Source organism: Bacillus nitratireducens (assembly GCF_036320425.1).
Lineage (GTDB): Bacteria > Bacillota > Bacilli > Bacillales > Bacillaceae_G > Bacillus_A > Bacillus_A nitratireducens.
On the sequence record NZ_JAUMJO010000005.1, the window covers coordinates 264,204 to 282,447 of the forward strand.

Here is an 18,244-nt window from a genome sequence, read left to right on the forward strand (position 1 = left end):
AAATGAGAAATATTTTATATTTTACAAAGCGGTTATACTCTTTTACTGGAAACATTCTCATTGTTAATCTCATGGGAATGGTATTGGTCAGTCTTGTAGAAGGAATCGGCATTTTATTATTAATTCCTATGATAAGTATTAGCGGTATTGCGAAGATGAATGAACAGACAAGTCCTCTTTCAGGGGTTCTTGGATTCCTAGGTGAGATTCCAACTACTTTAGGATTACCACTTGTATTAGGAATATATATTATATTGGTCGTGGGACAAGCGCTTTTGCAAAGGAATATAACAGTTCGTAATGCGAAAATCCAGATACGTTTTATTAATCATTTGAGATTGGAAACTTATCGTGGATTGTTGCAGGCCAACTGGAGTTTCTTTGTGAAAAAGAGAAAATCAGATCTTATCAATTCTTTGACAACGGAATTAGGGCGTGTTAGCGCAGGCACTAATTTATTTTTACAGTTGCTCACTTCTTTAATGTTTACATTTATACAGATTGGTTTCGCTTTTTGGTTAGCGGCAGATATAACAATTTTTGTACTATGTTGCGCTGTGGTACTTGCCTTTCTTTCACGAAGATTTATTAAAAAATCAAAAAGATTAGGTGGTCGAACCTCAGAGAATTCAAAAGCGTATCTTGCAGGTATAACTGATCATTTTAATGGAATTAAGGATATTAAGAGCAATACACTAGAACGATCTCGTTATATGTGGTTACGTAATTGGGTAGAAGATGTGGAACGTGAACAGTTTGCATATATTAAGGTGAGAAATAATTCTCAACTCTTTTATAAAATTGCATCAGCTGTTTTCATTGCCATTCTTATCTTTCTATCTGTTCAGCTGTTTCAGACGAAAACGGAGCAATTATTATTAATTATTCTTATATTTTCTCGTTTGTGGCCACGATTTGCAGGTATACAATCAAACATGGAACAAATTGCAGCGAATCTTCCCGCTTTTAAAGATTTGCTGCAATTACAGGAAGAGTGTAAGAAAAGTATAGAATTGCAAGATATAGAGCAGAATTATGATTGTATAAATCCTATGCAGATAGAACAATCTATTGAGTGTCAAAATATCTCTTTCCGCTACAATAAAGAAAATGCTGTGTACTCACTTAAAGATATTAATTTGCGTATTCCTGCAAATTGTATGACAGCTATCTCAGGGCGTTCCGGTGCTGGAAAGAGTACATTAATTGATATCATAATGGGACTTATGCAGCCGGAGAGCGGTCAGTTATTAATAGATAACAAACCGTTGACAAGTAAGGACCTATTATCATTGAGGAAATCTATTAGCTATGTTCCTCAAGATCCATTTCTATTCAATGCCAGTATAAGAGACAATTTGAGAATGGTTGAACCAAATGCAAGTGAGGAGCAGCTTTGGGAAGCTTTGGAATTTTCTGCTTCCGCTGAGTTTGTTAGCAGGCTCTCGCAAGGATTGGATACACTGATTGGCGATAGGGGAGTCAAACTTTCAGGGGGAGAACGACAACGTCTTGTTCTGGCTAGAGCGATACTTCGAAAGCCTTCTATTTTAGTGTTAGATGAGGCAACAAGTGCGTTAGATGCTGAAAATGAAGCGAAAATACAAGAAGCATTGGAAAGATTGAAAGGGAGCATGACAATTATTGTCATTGCACATAGACTATCTACTATACGTAAAGCTGACCAAGTAATTGTAATGGATCAAGGACAAATTATTCAACACGGTAGTTTCGCACAACTGGCAAAAGATGAAAGTGGTTTATTTAGTAGTCTACTTGGACAACAGGCTAAGGTAAACATTTAAATATGACTAGTCACAATTATTTTTTATAAATTTAAGGAATACACTGCCTTTATTTCTTTCGGGCCGGTAACACAATTTGATTATTTATGGTTCGGGGGATAATTGGTATTTGTGTACTGGTCTTTTTATGGAAATATGAGCTTAATTTAATTGTGTGACCAGTAAAAAAATTAGAAATACTTTTTGTGGATTATTAATATACCGTCTATATACATGTATAAATATCCGTGTTATAATTTAACATGGAACCTGATTTTATTTATACCATATAACAAAAAGCAGCGAGACCCCTTGTCTTTAGGACTAGAGGTCTCGCTGCTTTTTGTATATAAAGGTTTATTAGTGTAGTTGTGATAATATATTTTGAAGCACCTTGTAGACATTTTTATGGTCAGTGATTAATGAGAGGTAATGCCTAATGAATTGTTGGTATTTTGAATTGCTACTAATTTTATATAAGTAATTAAGAAGGGAAACGATTTGAGGAGATGAAAGAGAGATAGTGAAGAATATTATATAAGTATTTCTTTTTAGTTCATTTGAGTTTTTCTCTTAAATACTCCGGAATGCCTTATTTAATAGATAAACAAGGAAAAGCGACAATTTCTTATTAGTTATACTTTATTCTTATGTATTGTTAAAAAGATTTAAAAGAATTCATATGTAATATTGGATATTTCTGTAAAATATAAATGTGTCTTTTGTGATGATATTTTATAGGGTTTTTATTAAAGGCTAATCCACGAAGATTTATTTTTTTATAAAGCATAGTGTTCTGGATTACGAATCTTAATTTCTAGATATGCTATTTAAGATAATATAAGAAAAATGAAGAAATTTGTAGAAATTTGTAGAAAATTAAGGGGATAATGGTAAAAAGGAGTAAATATTAAATTTTTCTTTCTTATTTTTGTCCTTTATAATGAGCTATGAATACGACATACGAGGGAAATGATGTATATTTCCTCTCCCTAACTTTGATATACACCTTTTTCCAACCTCCGTGTTAATTGCTATTATTTTGTTATGCCGATTAGCGAAGGGAAAAGGGTGTATCTTTTTTGTATGAATAGTCCTAATAGATATTTTGGTTAGAAAGCATTTCTTGTTTTTCGTGACAAAAACAATGGAGAATGGGATAATAAGGACAGTGCGTTGGTGGTATGACCAATTTGGTATATAAGGAGAGAATGATATGCTAGATATTCAACAGATTAAAGAAATTATTCCACATCGTTATCCATTTCTACTAGTCGATCAAATTTTAGAAGTAGAAGAAGGAAAGCGTGCGGTTGGGATTAAAAATGTAACGGCAAATGAGGAATACTTTAATGGACACTTTCCAGATTATCCTGTGATGCCAGGTGTTCTAATTGTAGAAGCATTAGCGCAGGTGGGTGCTGTTGCGGTACTGAAGAAGGAAGAAAATCGCGGTCGCCTTGCATTCTTTGCTGGCATTGATAACTGCCGCTTCAAACGTCAAGTTCGCCCAGGTGATCAACTTCGCCTAGAAGTCGAAATGACACGTGTCCGTGGACCGATTGGAAAAGGAAAAGCAGTAGCAACTGTAAATGGTGAAATCGCTTGTGAAGCTGAAATCACATTTGCAATTGGTGATAAGAAAGAATAAAGATTTGTTAACATAACTTTACGTTGGAAGATGAATGAAGAGAGTATGGTCATTCATCTTTTTTATTGTTATTGAAGCGAATTATGAAGAAATGGACGAAAGGTAAGAGGATTTGTCGATAGGTAAGTTCTCTTACTTTTAAACAAACGTTTGATTAAAAAAATTGGGGACTTTCGAAAAAAAGTTTATCAACTAAAGTCTGAAAAAGATATCGAAAGATTAAGAAAAAATAAAATAAAAATCAACAATGTTAATATTTTTATAAACAGGATAGTATAAATGCACAGATCAATCAATGATATATTCACTAGTAATACTAATAATAACCATATATCGACAGTATATAGCAAATGAAAATCTACACATTAAAAACTGTGTCGAAATTCGTCAGATTCGGTAGTATAGTATTTGTCAATTTCTCCAACAATTTTCTCAACCATTCTTGCTATGCTAATATAAGTTCTGTAATATATTAAATAGTTATCTATCACTAAACAACTTTAGGACTAGATAACAGATGTTTGTTGTAAGATTAAAATCCAACAATTTATTTTTTTTAGAAGTTTTTATGACAAATTATTGAAAGCTGGAGGAAGGCATGGAAGAAACAATAAGTTTGAAAGAGTTATTTGCTATTTTAAGGAAACGATTAGTTATGATCCTTGTAATTACGATTGGTGCAGCACTTGTAAGTGCGATCGTAAGTTTTTACTTTATAACGCCGATTTATCAGACTTCGACGCAAATTCTTGTTAATCAAAAGAAGCAAGAAGGTGTTTTTCAACCTGGTGAAGTACAAACAAGTCTTCAATTAACAAATACATATAAAGTTATTGTGAAAAGCCCAGTTATTTTAGATCAAGTGAAAGAAAAGTTAAAGCTTAACATGTCAACTGGGGCTTTAAATAGCAAAATTAACGTCGCAAACGAGAAAGATTCACAAGTGATCGCTGTTACTGTACAAGATAAAGATGCAAAGCTAGCTCGTGATATCGCAAACACAACAGCGGAAGTATTCAAGAGTGAAATTGCAAAAATCATGAGTGTTGATAACGTAACAATCTTATCAAAAGCAGAAGTAACAGAAGGACAGTCACCAATTAAACCCAATAAGATGCTGAACGTAGCAATTGCATTTGTTGTTGGATTAATGGCTTCTGTTGGAATTACATTCTTACTAGAGTACTTAGATAACACGATGAAAAAAGAAGAAGATATTGAAAAACAACTTGGTGTACCAGTTCTTGGCGTCGTTTCTCATATGGAGGAAGATGGCACAAAGAGCGGTAGTTTATCAGCAACGAAGAGAGTAGGGGGTCATACAATTGGTTCTTAAGAAAAAAATATTACGTGCTCGCCGTCAGCTGATTGCATATGAACAACCAAAATCATCTGTGTCAGAGCAATACCGAAATATACGAACAAATATTGAATTTGCATCTGTTGATAAGAAGATTCGTTCTCTTATCGTAACATCTGCGAATCAAAGTGAAGGAAAGACAACAACGGCTGCTAATATTGCAATTGTTTTCGCACAACAAGGTAAGAAAGTATTACTTATCGATGCAGACTTACGTAAACCAGCATTACATCAAATGATGCAAGTGGATAATATATTTGGCTTAACAAGTGTATTAACACGTAGTAATACACTAGAAAAATGTGTGACACAAACGAAAATCGGTAATTTAACATTTTTACCATGTGGTCCAATCCCACCAAATCCAGCGGAATTACTGGGTGCAAGCTCGATGAAAGATTTACTTTCAGAAGCTTTTGGCACGTATGACCTTGTCATTTTTGACACATCACCAATCTTACCAGTTACAGATGCACACATTATGGCAAATCAATGTGATGCTTCTGTACTTGTTATTCGAAGTGGTGTAACAGAAAAAGAGGCGGCACTTAAAGCAAAACAATCATTAGATAGCGCAAAAGGTACATTACTTGGCGTTATCTTAAACGATAAAGAACAAAATGGATCCGAATATTACTATTACGGTTCTAACTAAATACAAAAGAAGGAAAGGTGAACATTCATCTTTTCTTCTTATATTCAGTATGTGAAGAATATGTGGAGAGAGGATGAAATAGAATGATTGATTTACATTGTCATATCTTGCCTAATGTCGATGATGGAGCACAATCAATCGAAGACAGCATTGCAATGGCAAAGGCAGCATGCGAAGAAGGAATTCATACAATCGTTGCTACTCCTCATCACCAAAATGGGGTTTATATGAATCTAGCAGAAAGCATTCTTCATCAGGTAAAGCAGTTAAATGAAAGATTAAAAGAAGAGGATATCAATTTAACCATTTTACCTGGTCAAGAAATCAGGTTGTACGGAGAGTTATTAGAAGACTATGATTCGGGGCGTATTGTTACATTGAATCGTACGGATAAATATATATTAATTGAATTTCCAACAAACCATGTCCCGCGCTATGCGGAAAAAATGTTATATGAATTACGTGTGAAAGGGATCACGCCGGTTATTGTTCATCCAGAACGGAATATGGAAATTATTGAACGCCCCGATGTGTTGTATAAGCTCGTCAATCAAGGGGCACTAACACAAATTACCGCAGGAAGCGTCACAGGAAAGTTCGGAAAGAAAATCAAGAAGTTTTCATTGCAACTTATTGAGCATCATTTAACACATGTCATATCATCAGATGCTCATAACACAACAACGCGCTCCTTTCACTTGCAAGCTGCGTATGAAACAGTAGAGAAAACATTTGGGAGTTCTACATTGTACGACTTCAAGGAAAATACATATGAACTAATAAGTGGAAAAATGATTTATCGAGAAGAGCCCGAGAAAATAAGACAAAGAAAAATATTCGGTCTCTTTTAAAGAGAAAACCACTTGGTGATGCCTCCTAACCGTTATCAATGGGGGCACTCGGTCGTGCTGTGGGTAGAGTAAATTTCTACCTTAGACGCGTTTGTTGTCAAAAGCATGGTGTGAGGCTGGGTTAGATGCCCATAATTCATTTATGATAGAAACTCTACCTATGGAGTTATAAATATGACTCTATAGGTAGGTTTTTTTATTATTGTTATATACATATGTATATATAAAATTTGGGGGTATTGATTTGAAAAAAGTAAGGAAGGCAATTATTCCAGCTGCTGGACTGGGAACAAGATTTTTACCAGCGACGAAAGCGATGCCGAAAGAAATGTTACCTATCGTTGATAAACCGACGATTCAGTACATTGTAGAAGAAGCAATTGAATCTGGCATTGAAGATATTATTATTGTAACTGGAAAAGGAAAACGTGCAATTGAAGATCATTTTGATCATTCTTTTGAACTGGAACAAAACCTTTTAGAAAAAGGTAAATATGAAATGCTTGAAAAAGTACAAGCATCTTCAAAGATTAATATTCATTACATAAGACAAAAAGAACCAAAAGGATTAGGTCACGCAGTATGGTGTGCTCGTAAATTTATTGGGAATGAGCCATTTGCAGTATTACTTGGTGATGATATCGTACAAGCTGATACGCCATGTTTACGTCAGTTGATGAATGAGTACGAGGCAACACATTCGTCTGTAATTGGTGTGCAAACAGTACCGGAAAATGAAACGCATCGTTATGGAATTATTGATCCAATCACGCAAAATGGTCGTCAATATCAGGTGCGCCGATTTGTTGAAAAACCAGCACAGGGAACAGCACCATCTAATTTAGCAATTATGGGGCGTTACGTATTGACATCAGAAATCTTCATGTTCCTTGAAGACCAACAAACAGGTGCAGGTGGAGAAATTCAATTAACAGATGCGATTCAACGTTTAAATGAAATTCAACATGTGTTTGCATATGATTTTGAAGGTACTCGATATGATGTTGGGGAAAAATTCGGATTTATTAAAACAACGATTGAGATGGCACTTCAAAACGAAGAATTGAAATTAGACTTGATGAAGTATATAAAAGAACTTGTAAAAAAAGAAGAGGTACATTCATAAGAGAATGTCCTTTTTTATTATCAATAAGATGCGAATTATATAAAGAAGGGAACAGGTATATTGAGTTATCGAAAACGGCTCTCATTATTAATTTTATTAGATTCATTTATTGTATTAACCGCCGTATATTTAAGTTATTGGTTCATACATCCGAATGTATTAAATAAAATCCCTGCGACAGTAATTATTAGCTCTATTACATTATTGTGTAGTCATCATATTTTTGCGGCTATTTATAAGCTTTATAACAAGGCGTGGGAATATGCAAGTGTTGGAGAATTAATACAAATATTTAAAGCAATTACACTTTCTATTATTGTAACAGCAATTGTTCAACAAATTATAAATCATGATATTTATGTTCGAATTTTAGCAATCGCATGGATGTTACATTTATTATTAATTGGTGGTTCTCGCTTTGTATGGCGTATGTTTCGCGATACATATATTACGAAAGCTACAGATAAAACACGAACATTGATTATCGGTGCTGGTTCAGCGGGAACTATGGTAGTAAGACAATTGCAACATAATAAAGAAGCGGATCTATATCCAATTGCGTTTGTTGATGATGATAGAAATAAACAAAAATTGGAGATTTATAATGTGCCGGTTGTTGGTACAACAAATCATATTCAAGAGATTGTGGAAGATAATGATATAGAGCATATCATTATTGCTATTCCATCTTTAAATAGAAATCAAATAAACGAAATTTTTGAGAAGTGTACAAAAACGAAAGCAAAAACGCAAATTGTACCAATGCTTGAAGATCTTTTAGATGGCAAAGTTTCTGTTAATGAATTTCGAGATGTACAAGTGGAAGATTTATTAGGTAGGGAGCCAATTCAATTAGATGACGCGGGCATCGGGGAAAAGATTGCAGGTAAAACGATTTTAGTAACGGGTGCGGGCGGATCAATTGGATCAGAAATTTGTCGTCAAGTGATGAAGTATAATCCTGCAAAAATTGTTCTTTTAGGACATGGTGAAAATAGCATTTATACTATTGAAATGGAAATGCGAGTTACTTATAAAGATGCAGTGGAAATTACGACAGAAATTGCTGATATTCAAGATCGACATAAAATCTTTGAAATAATGAACAAGCATCAACCATATATCGTATATCATGCAGCTGCACATAAGCATGTACCTTTAATGGAACGTAATCCTGAAGAGGCTGTAAAAAATAATATTTTTGGTACGAAAAATGTAGCAGAAGCGGCTGATACATTTAAAGTAAATACGTTCGTAATGGTTTCTACAGATAAAGCGGTAAATCCGACGAATGTAATGGGAGCTACAAAACGATTTGCGGAAATGATTGTCCAACATATGGCATCCATTAGTACTGGTACACGTTTTGTTGCAGTTAGATTCGGTAATGTTCTTGGAAGTAGAGGAAGTGTAATCCCATTATTCAAGAAACAAATTCAAAAAGGTGGACCTGTAACAGTTACTCACCCTGATATGATTCGTTACTTTATGACAATACCAGAAGCTTCAAGATTAGTTATTCAGGCTGGAACGCTAGCTAGGGGTGGAGAATTGTTCGTACTAGATATGGGGGATCCAGTAAGGATTGTTGATTTAGCTAAAAATTTAATTACTCTTTCAGGGTATTCTATTGAAGAAATTGGAATTGAATTTACTGGATTAAGACCAGGCGAAAAAATGTATGAAGAGTTATTAAATGAAGGTGAAATTCATCCGGAGCAAATATTCCCTAAAATTCATATAGGAAAAGCTGTTCTAATGGATCAAGAGATTTTAAGACAGTTTATGAATGATTTTGAGGAAATTAGTAACGAGGAAATAAGAGAACGATTATTAGATATTGCAAATAATAAAATTAATCTTAAAAATTAATTTAGGGGAAGGAAGTTTTTTAAATGAGAGATAGAATATTTCTTTCATCACCACATATGAGTGATGAAGGTTATGAAATGCAGTATGTTAAGGAAGCATTTGATACAAATTGGATTGCACCACTTGGGGAAAATGTGAATGGATTTGAAAGAGAACTAGCAACGAAAGTTGGCTCTAAAGCAGCCGCAGCGCTATCTTCTGGGACAGCTGCAATTCATCTGGCTCTAAAAGCAGCTGGAGTAGGGGAGGAAGATGTTGTTTTTTGCCAAACGCTTACATTCTCAGCTACTGCAAACCCTATTATCTATCAAAATGCTACGCCTGTTTTTATAGATAGCGATTATGAAACTTGGAATATGTGCCCTAAAGCATTAGAAGAGGCTTTTAAAAAATATCCAGATGTAAAGGCAGTTATAGTAGTTCACCTTTATGGGCTTTCTGCAGATATGGATAAGATTGTTGAACTTTGTAAGAAATATGATGTTGCTTTAATTGAAGATGCAGCAGAGTCTTTAGGGACTTACTATAAAGGTAAGCATACTGGTATTTTTGGAGATTATGGTATTTTCTCTTTTAACGGTAACAAAATCATCACTACCTCTGGTGGCGGAATGCTTGTTTCTGATAATGAAGAACGAATTTCAAAAGCAAGATTTTGGGCCACTCAAAGTAGAGATCAAGCAAGACATTATCAACATAGTGAATTAGGTTTTAACTATCGTATGAGTAATGTAGTTGCTGGCATTGGTAGAGGACAACTTAAGGTATTAGATCAAAGGGTTCAAAAGAAAAGATACATATTCGATTTTTATAAGAGAGAATTAGAAAATCTTGAAGGTATTGAATTTATGCCTAGTAATGAATGGAATGAACCAAACTATTGGCTAAGTTGCATGACTTTAAATGGTGAAATTCGACCAATTGATGTTATGGTAGCTCTTGAAAAAGAAAATATTGAATCTAGACCAGTTTGGAAGCCAATGCACATGCAGCCGTTCTTTGGGAAATATGATTTTGTTGGTACAGATGTATCAGAGAAACTTTTTGAGAATGGTGTTTGTTTACCAAGCGATACGAAGATGATAGACGCAGATTTAGAAAGAGTTGTGAAAATTATTAAAGGGTTGTGGTTAGCGTAATGAGGAATTCTAGAGGTGGCATCTATAGAAGACTTATAAAAAGACCGATGGATTTTATACTGTCTGTAATTGCTATTATAGTGCTTAGTCCAGTATTTCTTATAGTTGCTTTTCTTGTAAAAATAAAATTAGGTAGCCCAGTGTTGTTTAAGCAAGAGCGACCGGGATTACATGGGAACATTTTTAAAATGTATAAATTTAGAACAATGACTGATGAAAAAAACGAAGATGGTGAATTGTTACCTGATAGTGTAAGACTTACTAAGTTCGGTAAATTTTTACGCTCAACATCACTTGATGAGTTGCCAGGCTTGTTTAATATTTTTAAAGGTAATATGTCAATTATAGGACCTAGGCCTTTATTAGTTCAATATTTACCGTTATATAACGAACATCAAAAACGACGTCATGAAGTTAGACCAGGATTATCGGGATTAGCGCAAGTTAATGGTAGGAACGCTATTAGATGGGAAGAAAAGTTTAATTATGATGTAGAGTATGTTGAGAGTGTAAGTTTCATTACAGATTGGAAAATCATTCTTTTAACGATTAAGAAAGTTTTTATTAGAGAAGGAATTAATTCAGAAACTGCTGCTACAATGGAGCCATTTAAAAGGAATGGAAAAGGAAGTATAAAGTTATGAAAGAAAAACTTCTTATAATAGGAGCTAGTGGCCACGGAAAAGTCATAGCTGATATCGCACTGAAAATGAATAAATGGCAGAGTATTTCCTTTTTAGATGATAACGAAACTCTAAAATCTTCAATGGGAATAGAAATTATTGATAAATCAGCAAGTATCTCAAAGTATATAGATGATTACGATTTTTTTGTTGGAATTGGTAATAATGTCATACGAGAGAAGATTCAGAGGCAACTTGAGACCGAAGGGGCGAGCATTCCGGTATTGATCCATCCGAGTGCAATTATCGGAGAACAAGTTTATTTGGAAGCAGGAACTGTAGTTATGGCAGGAGCTGTGATTAATTGCTGTACTAAGATCGGGAAAGGATGCATTATTAATACTACTTCTACGGTGGATCATGACAATATAATTGAGGATTATGTTCATATATCACCGGGGGCACATTTGGCGGGTACGGTCAATATTGGGCGAGGTACTTGGTTGGGAATTGGTAGTATTATAAGTAATAATATTAATGTTACTGGTGGTTGTAGAATTGGTGCAGGAACTGTTGTTGTTAAGGATATAACTGAATTAGGAACTTATGTTGGGGTTCCATCTAGGAGATTATAGAATGAAAAAGGTTTTAATATTAGCAAATAACGATGTCGGTTTATATAAATTTAGAAAAGAGCTTATGCAAGAATTAGTGAAAGAATATAAAGTTTATATTTCACTCCCAGATGGTGAATTTATACATCAATTAAAGGAAATAGGATGTGAGTTCATTAATACACCAATCAGTAGAAGGGGTACTAATCCAATAACCGACGTAAAATTATTTATGAACTATAAAAAGATTATTAAAGAGGTAAAACCTGATGTGGTGTTAACCTACACAATAAAGCCTAACGTATATGGCGGTCTAGCTTGTAGGATGGCAGGTATTCCTTATGTATGTAATATTACTGGTCTTGGAACAGCGGTAGAAAATGATGGGATATTACAGAAAGTCACTTTATTTCTATATAAAAATGCCCTAAAAGACGCGACATGTGTATTCTTTCAAAATGAATCAAATAAAACCTTTTTTAGTACAAAAAAGGTTGTTAAGGGGAAATCAAGATTAATACCAGGATCTGGTGTTAATCTTAATTATTATCCCATACTGGAATATCCATTGGATAAAGAGGTTAATTTTTTATTTATTGCTCGTGTAATGAGGGAAAAAGGTATTGATCAATATTTAGATGCTGCTAAATACATAAGAGAGAAATACCCAAATACTATATTTCATATTTTAGGATTTTGTGAAGGTGAATATGAAGAAAAATTAAAGATAATGCAGGAAAAAGGGATAATTCAGTATCATGGAATGCAAAGTGATATAAGAGAGTTCCATAAAATTTCTCATTGTACTATTCATCCTACATATTATCCAGAAGGTATGTCTAATGTATTACTCGAAAGTGCTGCTTGTGGAAGGCCTATTATTACCACTGATAGAAGTGGCTGTCGGGAAATTGTGGAACATGGAGAAAATGGTTTAATTGTCAAACAAAAGAATAGTCAGGACTTAATAGAAAAAATAGAGCGCTTTTTAAGTATGGATTGGCAGGATAAAAAGAACATGGGCTTAGCGGGTAGAAAGAAAGTTGAAAAGGAATTTGATAGAAATATTGTTCTGAATGCTTATCTAGACGTAATAAACAGTGTACAGAAATAATTATAAGTAAGAGGGTTATATGATATTATGATTAATTCTAAGTCTATGTTACTTAAGGTTATATCGGTTTTTATGGGATCAGCATTTTTTATGGCATCACAATTTTTAATAATAATAATATTGGCGAGACTAGGTAATGCTGAAGTTGTAGGAGAGTTTGGGTTAATGCTAGCGATTACAGGTCCTGTATACATGTTTTTTACGATGCAAATTAGAAATAAAGTTACTAGTGAAGAAAGTAACTCATCTGCGTATATTGAAATTGTAATTTTAAATGTAATATTAGCAACTATAATATCCTTAGGTATTTGTTTTATTACAAAAGCTAGTTCTGACGTAACACAATTAGTATTTATCTACTTGTTAGCAAAAAATGTTCAATTAGTTTCCGAATTAGTTTATGGTATTTTGCAACAACAAGAAAAACTTCATGAAGTAGGATTTTCAAATTTTATAAAAGGTATTTCATCAACTTTTTTGTTTTTTATTTTTTATTATTTCACAAGAGATATTTTATTGGCCACTCTTAGTATAGGATTATCATGGTTAGTAACGCTTTTAATATATGATATTTCTAAAATTAATATGAATAAGAAGAGAAATATTAAAGATTACTTGAAATTACCTGATGATATGAAAAAGGTTAGTTATTTATATAGGGCTCTGTTACCTTTGGGAATTATCTCACTTCTATATTCATTAAATACAAATATAACTAGATATTTTATTACTTATTATACTGATACAGAACAATTAGGTTATTTTACAGCCCTCTCGTATCTAATGATAGCGGGAAATACCCTCGTTGGGGCGATAGGGCAGTCGTTTTGCAATAAATTATCTCGTTATAGTGATCGGGAGTCAAAAAGTGATTTTAATAAATTATTTAATAAACTAGTTGTCTTTGGCTTGATGTTAGGCCTGGTAAGTACATTATTGACCTTTTATCTTGGAGAGTTCTTATTGTATATTCTTTTTGGATCAGATTATATCGAATATTCTTCGCTTTTAACTCTTTTAATGGCAGCGACTATTTTTAGATATCCTGCTGAGTTTATGGGATACGCAACTATTGCTACTAAAACTTATAAGAATGAGTTACCTCAACTTATTTTCATGTTAATTGCAACATGTATTTGTGCATTTTTGTTAATCCCGATATGGGGATTATACGGTGCTGCTGTTACATTACTTGTAGGCTCTTGTATTACTGCGATTGGAAGATTTGTAATAATTTTAAGAGTGAATAAAGAAAGTGAAAGGAAAGTAAGTTATGAAACACAGTAAAATGAGAAATAGTGGGAATGTAATTTCATTTCCACTATTAATTAATGTATTACTCGTAGCTCTACTTGTAATACTTAGTTCAATATCACTTTTGTTTTTTAGCACCAATGAAGTAGTTACTTTAATCCCGATTGCAATTACAGCTTTATTTATCATTCGAAGAATAATATTAATAATTTTTCATAAGGTACCCACTTTGGATATTTGGGCTATTTTTACGTATACTTCGATACTAATTTTTATCTATTCTCCATTGTACCATCTAATAACGCATCAGCCGATTGCGAATAATTTACCATCTGATTTTACAAACCTAATAGCTATTATTGCTTGGACTTCATTACCGGTGATACCATTGTTTTATTTTGGGAGCTATATTAGAAAAAATATTAAATGGAGAATAAAAAAAGAAGCTTTTAAGAATGAAGAAATAAAAGTACCTAATATTTCTTTCATCGCATTTGTTTATATACTGGTTGGTTTTAGTGCAAATATGATTATAGAGTCAGGGATAGGCTTAGGTGTATTAACGGGTACCCTTTATGTTTTAAATGATTTTTTTAGTGTAGGGTTAATATTTTTATATTTTAACTGGGCTAGTAAAGTTGCTAAGAAAGATAAAAACGTAAAGTTTCTGGGGCTAATATATTTACTAGTTATTGTGGTCTTAATTTCTTTATTTAACTTAGATAGAGGTAGCAGGTTCTTCATTCTAGTTTATGCATTTTGGGGATTATATATCTATGTAAATTATTTAAATAAAAAATTTAATATTACAAAGTTAATAGTAATTACAATTATATTAATACCATTACTTACACAATATAAGTTATTCAAGTATGCGGAATATAATGCCGATTATTTGGTAGATAGTAATTACCGAAAGTCTATTCAAAACCAATATGAACAATTGACACCTGGTTACACAATTGCTACAGATTTAGGGCGCTATTACATTTGGATGTTATATTATAAGGAATTGCAACCCAATGGTAATATTGATTACCAGCATGGAAAGACTTATGTTGATGCTGCTTTAACTATGTTACCTAGTTGGATTGTACCTAATAAGCCCCCGGGTATGATTGCTTTGTCTCATGATGCAGAATCTGGTAGAGGATTTTATGAACAATATAGGCCTACTACAGCAAAAATAGGAGGATTCTGGGCAGAAAGTTATGTGAACTTTGGATTTTTAGGGATATGGACTTTAGCAATTATATTTGGCTATTTCCTAGAAGTTATAAATGAAGTAATAAATAGAAATAAATTTGGGAGTATTACACCGGTTGTAGCAGGTTTGTTAGTTACATTTGGTGCGGAATTTTTACTGCACGATTCAAGGTTAATATTATGGCATGTTGCAAAGGATTTGTTTTTAATCTTTCCATTAATAATATATATGAAATTTAAGAAAAAGAGGTTTAATACATGAAAATAATTTTTGCTATAAGTTCACAATACTATGAAAGTGAAGATGGGGTTTGGACAACGACATCATATAATAATACGATGTGGGATGAATATCTTAAAAGTTTTGATGAAATTTTTGTCTTAGCTCCATTAAAAAAAGTAAATGAGCTTCCAACTGGATGTAAAAGAGCTGATAATAAGAATGTCAAGTTTATTGACTCATCTGCTATTAAGAAAAAGGATGCAATTGGTATAATAAAGGTGAGAAATAAGATTAATTTATTAGTTAAATCATTAGATGGTGGGATATTGCATAGCCCATCATTTGAAGCGGAGTTAGCGTTTAGTGCTTTAAAAAAATATAAAAAGCCTTATGTTGTTGAAAGTAGAGGCGAGCAATCAATGCACGAAGGCTTTTTAAAAGCTAGAGGTATTCCTTTTGCCAAGTTTGTAAAGCAAATTTTTCTAAAAATGCATATGAGGCATCTTGAAGGGGCATACGGATGTATTTATGTTTCTGATACTTTAAAAGAAAGATATGCGCCAAAAAATATAATTAAAGCAGCAGTAATAAGTGATTTAAGATTACCAGATTCCTTTATTAAAACACCAAGGGTTTGGGAGCAAACTTCAGAACCTTTTAAAATAATTAATGTAGGTAATTTAAGTCCTTATAAGGATCAAAGAACTTTAATAAAGGCGCTTCATTTTATTATAAAAAACTTTAATTATAATATTCAATTAAATATGGTGGGGAAGGGTCCCCTTGAATCAGAATTAAAACAGTTTGTAAAAGAGTTGGAACTAGAACAATATGTAAAATTCCATGGTTTTGTACCATGGGGGGAGGAACTTTTTAGTTTATATGATCAAAATGATTTATTTGTTCTATCTTCTCTTACAGAAGGTATGCCAAGGGTAGTACTTGAATCGTTAGCAAGGGGATTACCGGTAGTATCAACAGAGGTTTCTGGATCAATTGAAATTTTGCCTAAAGAGTGTATAGCTCCTGTTGGTGACTATAAGACATTAGCTCAAGCAATTAGAAGATTAATGGAATCTCCTTCTTTACTAAGTGAACTTTCTAATTTAGGAATTAATGAGATTAAGAATTATAGAGAGGACATTTTAAAAGAGAAAAAAATAAACTACTTTAATGAATTTAAAGAAGCTTTTAAGGTGGATGGAGATTGATGAAAGAGCCATTGGTTAGTATTATAATACCAAGTTATAATCCAGGACGATTAATAGAATTTGCGGTGAAAAGTGTAGAAAACCAAACATATACAAACAAAGAAATTATCATTATAGATGATGGTTCAACGGATGGGACGCTAGAGTGGTTAGAAAATAATAAGGAAAGATTTAAATATGTTACTCAAAAAAATAGTGGAGCTTCTAGTGCAAGAAATAAAGGTGTAAATATTGCTACCGGAGATTTTATTGCTTTTCTTGATGCTGATGATATTTGGTTTCCTAATAAACTTGAAAAACAAATGGGAATTTTTAAAGAGGAACAGGATATTTCTTTTGTATTTTCAAACGGCTTAATAATACATGATGATATTGAAGTAGATAGTATAATTTTGGAGAATCATGAAAAAGTATTTGATTTATACACTTTACCGCCAAAAATAATAGATTTTGATTGGAATTTTCGTATTCATTCAGTGCCTACTAGTAGCCTTATTGTAAGGAAAGATGATTTTATTAAGGTGGGTGGATTTCCTACCTTAATTCAGGGAGAAGATTTTGCCTTAATACAATTATTATTGGCTTATAATAAAGGTTATGCTTTTAAGGAACCTTTAATGTGTTATAGGAGACATCAGAATAATACAAGTTCGTCTATACAAAAGGTATCTATGAAAAAAAGGATGGGAAAAATTTTAAATAAGGATTTGGCAAGAATTATATTGTTCAATATTTTAAAAGAAAATAATCATCCAATACCAAAAATTATTAATAAATATAGGGTTTATCCAGTCCCTTGTAGAATGCTTGCTTTGTTTATTTGGAGATTTAGGTATGGTGCAAACAAAAATAAAGTAAAACGGGATATTATTAATTATTTAACGGGAAGGGCTTGAAAAAGTTGAGAGGAAGAGAAAAAGCAAAGAAGTTCCAATTTTTTTTAAGAATAGTGATAGGAATTTGGAGTTTGTTTCCAAGGAAAGTATTGTATTCTTTATTAGTGTTAAATCGAAACTTGCCAGGATATTTAGGATTAGGCATAAGATATACTATATTTAAGGTTTTATGTAAATCTTGTGGGGAGAATGTTTTAATTGGACCTGGAGTATATTTCTTTAAGCTAGAAAATTTAGTAGTAGGAGATAATGTTAGTTTTCACCCTTTATGTTATATTGACGCTACTGGTGGAGTAGAAATACAAAAAGATGTTTCGATTGCACATAATTGTACGATTGTTTCCTTTGAACATGATTATACATCTGGAACTATATACAGAGATAATCCAGTAATCTCTAATCCCATTAGTATAGGCTCTAATGTTTGGTTAGGGGCAGGGGTAAGGGTTTTATCAGGAACGATTATTGAAAATAATGTTGTTATTGGTGCTGGTTCGATTGTTAAGGGAAAGATCAATAAAGATTCATTATATGTTGGGGTACCAGCTAAAAAGATAAAAGAGATTTAGTTTTATTTTAGTGGGATACTAAATTATGAGATTTTATTTATGAAGTACCCCTATTTATTTTTTATGAAATAAATATTGGGGCAATAATATAAAATA

At 32.8% G+C, this 18,244-nt stretch carries 16 protein-coding genes; all 16 read left to right on the plus strand.

Annotated features, from left to right (window positions below; translation table 11 throughout):
- The first annotated feature begins 2 nt into the window (after positions 1-2).
- The 16 genes from Q3V31_RS20165 (at position 3) to Q3V31_RS20240 (ending at position 18,148) form a co-directional block, all read left to right on the plus strand.
- Positions 3-1,805: an ABC transporter ATP-binding protein gene (locus tag Q3V31_RS20165; RefSeq protein WP_329766600.1), complete on the plus strand. Its 1,803-nt coding sequence runs from the start codon at positions 3-5 to the stop codon at positions 1,803-1,805.
- A gap of 1,195 nt (positions 1,806-3,000) precedes the next feature.
- Complete coding sequence (gene fabZ / locus Q3V31_RS20170; RefSeq protein ID WP_002184592.1) at positions 3,001-3,435, plus strand: 3-hydroxyacyl-ACP dehydratase FabZ; 435 nt, start codon at positions 3,001-3,003, stop codon at positions 3,433-3,435.
- A gap of 598 nt (positions 3,436-4,033) precedes the next feature.
- Entirely contained in the window at positions 4,034-4,771 is a 738-nt protein-coding gene (locus Q3V31_RS20175; RefSeq protein WP_329766601.1) for a YveK family protein, read from the plus strand.
- On the plus strand, positions 4,761-5,450 hold the full coding sequence (locus tag Q3V31_RS20180; protein ID WP_329766602.1) for a CpsD/CapB family tyrosine-protein kinase: 690 nt from the start codon (positions 4,761-4,763) through the stop codon (positions 5,448-5,450). Before Q3V31_RS20175 ends, Q3V31_RS20180 begins: the two co-directional genes overlap by 11 nt.
- A gap of 83 nt (positions 5,451-5,533) precedes the next feature.
- Positions 5,534-6,301, plus strand: coding sequence for a tyrosine-protein phosphatase (locus Q3V31_RS20185; protein WP_071743883.1), 768 nt, complete (start codon positions 5,534-5,536; stop codon positions 6,299-6,301).
- 244 nt (positions 6,302-6,545) lie between these two features.
- On the plus strand, positions 6,546-7,427 hold the full coding sequence (gene galU / locus Q3V31_RS20190; protein ID WP_329766603.1) for a UTP--glucose-1-phosphate uridylyltransferase GalU: 882 nt from the start codon (positions 6,546-6,548) through the stop codon (positions 7,425-7,427).
- Between the two features lie 60 nt (positions 7,428-7,487).
- Entirely contained in the window at positions 7,488-9,299 is a 1,812-nt protein-coding gene (locus Q3V31_RS20195) for a polysaccharide biosynthesis protein (RefSeq protein WP_329766604.1), read from the plus strand.
- Positions 9,300-9,322: 23 nt separating this feature from the next.
- Positions 9,323-10,438, plus strand: coding sequence for a DegT/DnrJ/EryC1/StrS family aminotransferase (locus Q3V31_RS20200; protein ID WP_329766605.1), 1,116 nt, complete (start codon positions 9,323-9,325; stop codon positions 10,436-10,438).
- Complete coding sequence (locus tag Q3V31_RS20205) at positions 10,438-11,082, plus strand: sugar transferase (protein WP_329766606.1); 645 nt, start codon at positions 10,438-10,440, stop codon at positions 11,080-11,082. The genes Q3V31_RS20200 and Q3V31_RS20205 overlap by 1 nt, the downstream gene beginning before the upstream one ends.
- Positions 11,079-11,696: an acetyltransferase gene (locus tag Q3V31_RS20210; protein ID WP_070145551.1), complete on the plus strand. Its 618-nt coding sequence runs from the start codon at positions 11,079-11,081 to the stop codon at positions 11,694-11,696. The genes Q3V31_RS20205 and Q3V31_RS20210 overlap by 4 nt, the downstream gene beginning before the upstream one ends.
- A gap of 1 nt (position 11,697) precedes the next feature.
- A complete protein-coding gene (locus tag Q3V31_RS20215) occupies positions 11,698-12,789 on the plus strand; it encodes a glycosyltransferase family 4 protein (RefSeq protein ID WP_002184602.1) in 1,092 nt (363 codons plus the stop codon).
- Positions 12,790-12,816: 27 nt separating this feature from the next.
- Entirely contained in the window at positions 12,817-14,076 is a 1,260-nt protein-coding gene (locus Q3V31_RS20220; RefSeq protein WP_002184603.1) for an oligosaccharide flippase family protein, read from the plus strand.
- Positions 14,063-15,511, plus strand: coding sequence for a hypothetical protein (locus Q3V31_RS20225; protein ID WP_329766607.1), 1,449 nt, complete (start codon positions 14,063-14,065; stop codon positions 15,509-15,511). The genes Q3V31_RS20220 and Q3V31_RS20225 overlap by 14 nt, the downstream gene beginning before the upstream one ends.
- Positions 15,508-16,683 (plus strand): glycosyltransferase family 4 protein, encoded by a 1,176-nt coding sequence (locus tag Q3V31_RS20230; protein ID WP_002184606.1) that lies wholly within the window; start codon positions 15,508-15,510, stop codon positions 16,681-16,683. The genes Q3V31_RS20225 and Q3V31_RS20230 overlap by 4 nt, the downstream gene beginning before the upstream one ends.
- Positions 16,683-17,579 carry a glycosyltransferase family 2 protein gene (locus Q3V31_RS20235; RefSeq protein ID WP_078176119.1) on the plus strand — a complete coding sequence of 299 codons (897 nt, stop codon included), beginning with the start codon at positions 16,683-16,685 and terminating at the stop codon, positions 17,577-17,579. The genes Q3V31_RS20230 and Q3V31_RS20235 overlap by 1 nt, the downstream gene beginning before the upstream one ends.
- Positions 17,576-18,148, plus strand: a complete 573-nt coding sequence (locus Q3V31_RS20240) for an acyltransferase (RefSeq protein WP_002184608.1) — start codon at positions 17,576-17,578, stop codon at positions 18,146-18,148. Before Q3V31_RS20235 ends, Q3V31_RS20240 begins: the two co-directional genes overlap by 4 nt.
- Positions 18,149-18,244: the final 96 nt, after the last annotated feature.

Coding starts and splice junctions, on each gene's coding strand:
- Q3V31_RS20165 (WP_329766600.1), top strand. CDS start 3: ATGAGAAATATTTTATATTTTACAAAGCGGTTATACTCTTTTACTGGA.
- Q3V31_RS20235 (WP_078176119.1), top strand. CDS start 16,683: ATGAAAGAGCCATTGGTTAGTATTATAATACCAAGTTATAATCCAGGA.
- Q3V31_RS20205 (WP_329766606.1), top strand. CDS start 10,438: ATGAGGAATTCTAGAGGTGGCATCTATAGAAGACTTATAAAAAGACCG.
- Q3V31_RS20175 (WP_329766601.1), top strand. CDS start 4,034: ATGGAAGAAACAATAAGTTTGAAAGAGTTATTTGCTATTTTAAGGAAA.
- Q3V31_RS20215 (WP_002184602.1), top strand. CDS start 11,698: ATGAAAAAGGTTTTAATATTAGCAAATAACGATGTCGGTTTATATAAA.
- Q3V31_RS20200 (WP_329766605.1), top strand. CDS start 9,323: ATGAGAGATAGAATATTTCTTTCATCACCACATATGAGTGATGAAGGT.
- fabZ (WP_002184592.1), top strand. CDS start 3,001: ATGCTAGATATTCAACAGATTAAAGAAATTATTCCACATCGTTATCCA.
- Q3V31_RS20210 (WP_070145551.1), top strand. CDS start 11,079: ATGAAAGAAAAACTTCTTATAATAGGAGCTAGTGGCCACGGAAAAGTC.
- Q3V31_RS20225 (WP_329766607.1), top strand. CDS start 14,063: ATGAAACACAGTAAAATGAGAAATAGTGGGAATGTAATTTCATTTCCA.
- Q3V31_RS20185 (WP_071743883.1), top strand. CDS start 5,534: ATGATTGATTTACATTGTCATATCTTGCCTAATGTCGATGATGGAGCA.
- Q3V31_RS20220 (WP_002184603.1), top strand. CDS start 12,817: ATGATTAATTCTAAGTCTATGTTACTTAAGGTTATATCGGTTTTTATG.
- Q3V31_RS20230 (WP_002184606.1), top strand. CDS start 15,508: ATGAAAATAATTTTTGCTATAAGTTCACAATACTATGAAAGTGAAGAT.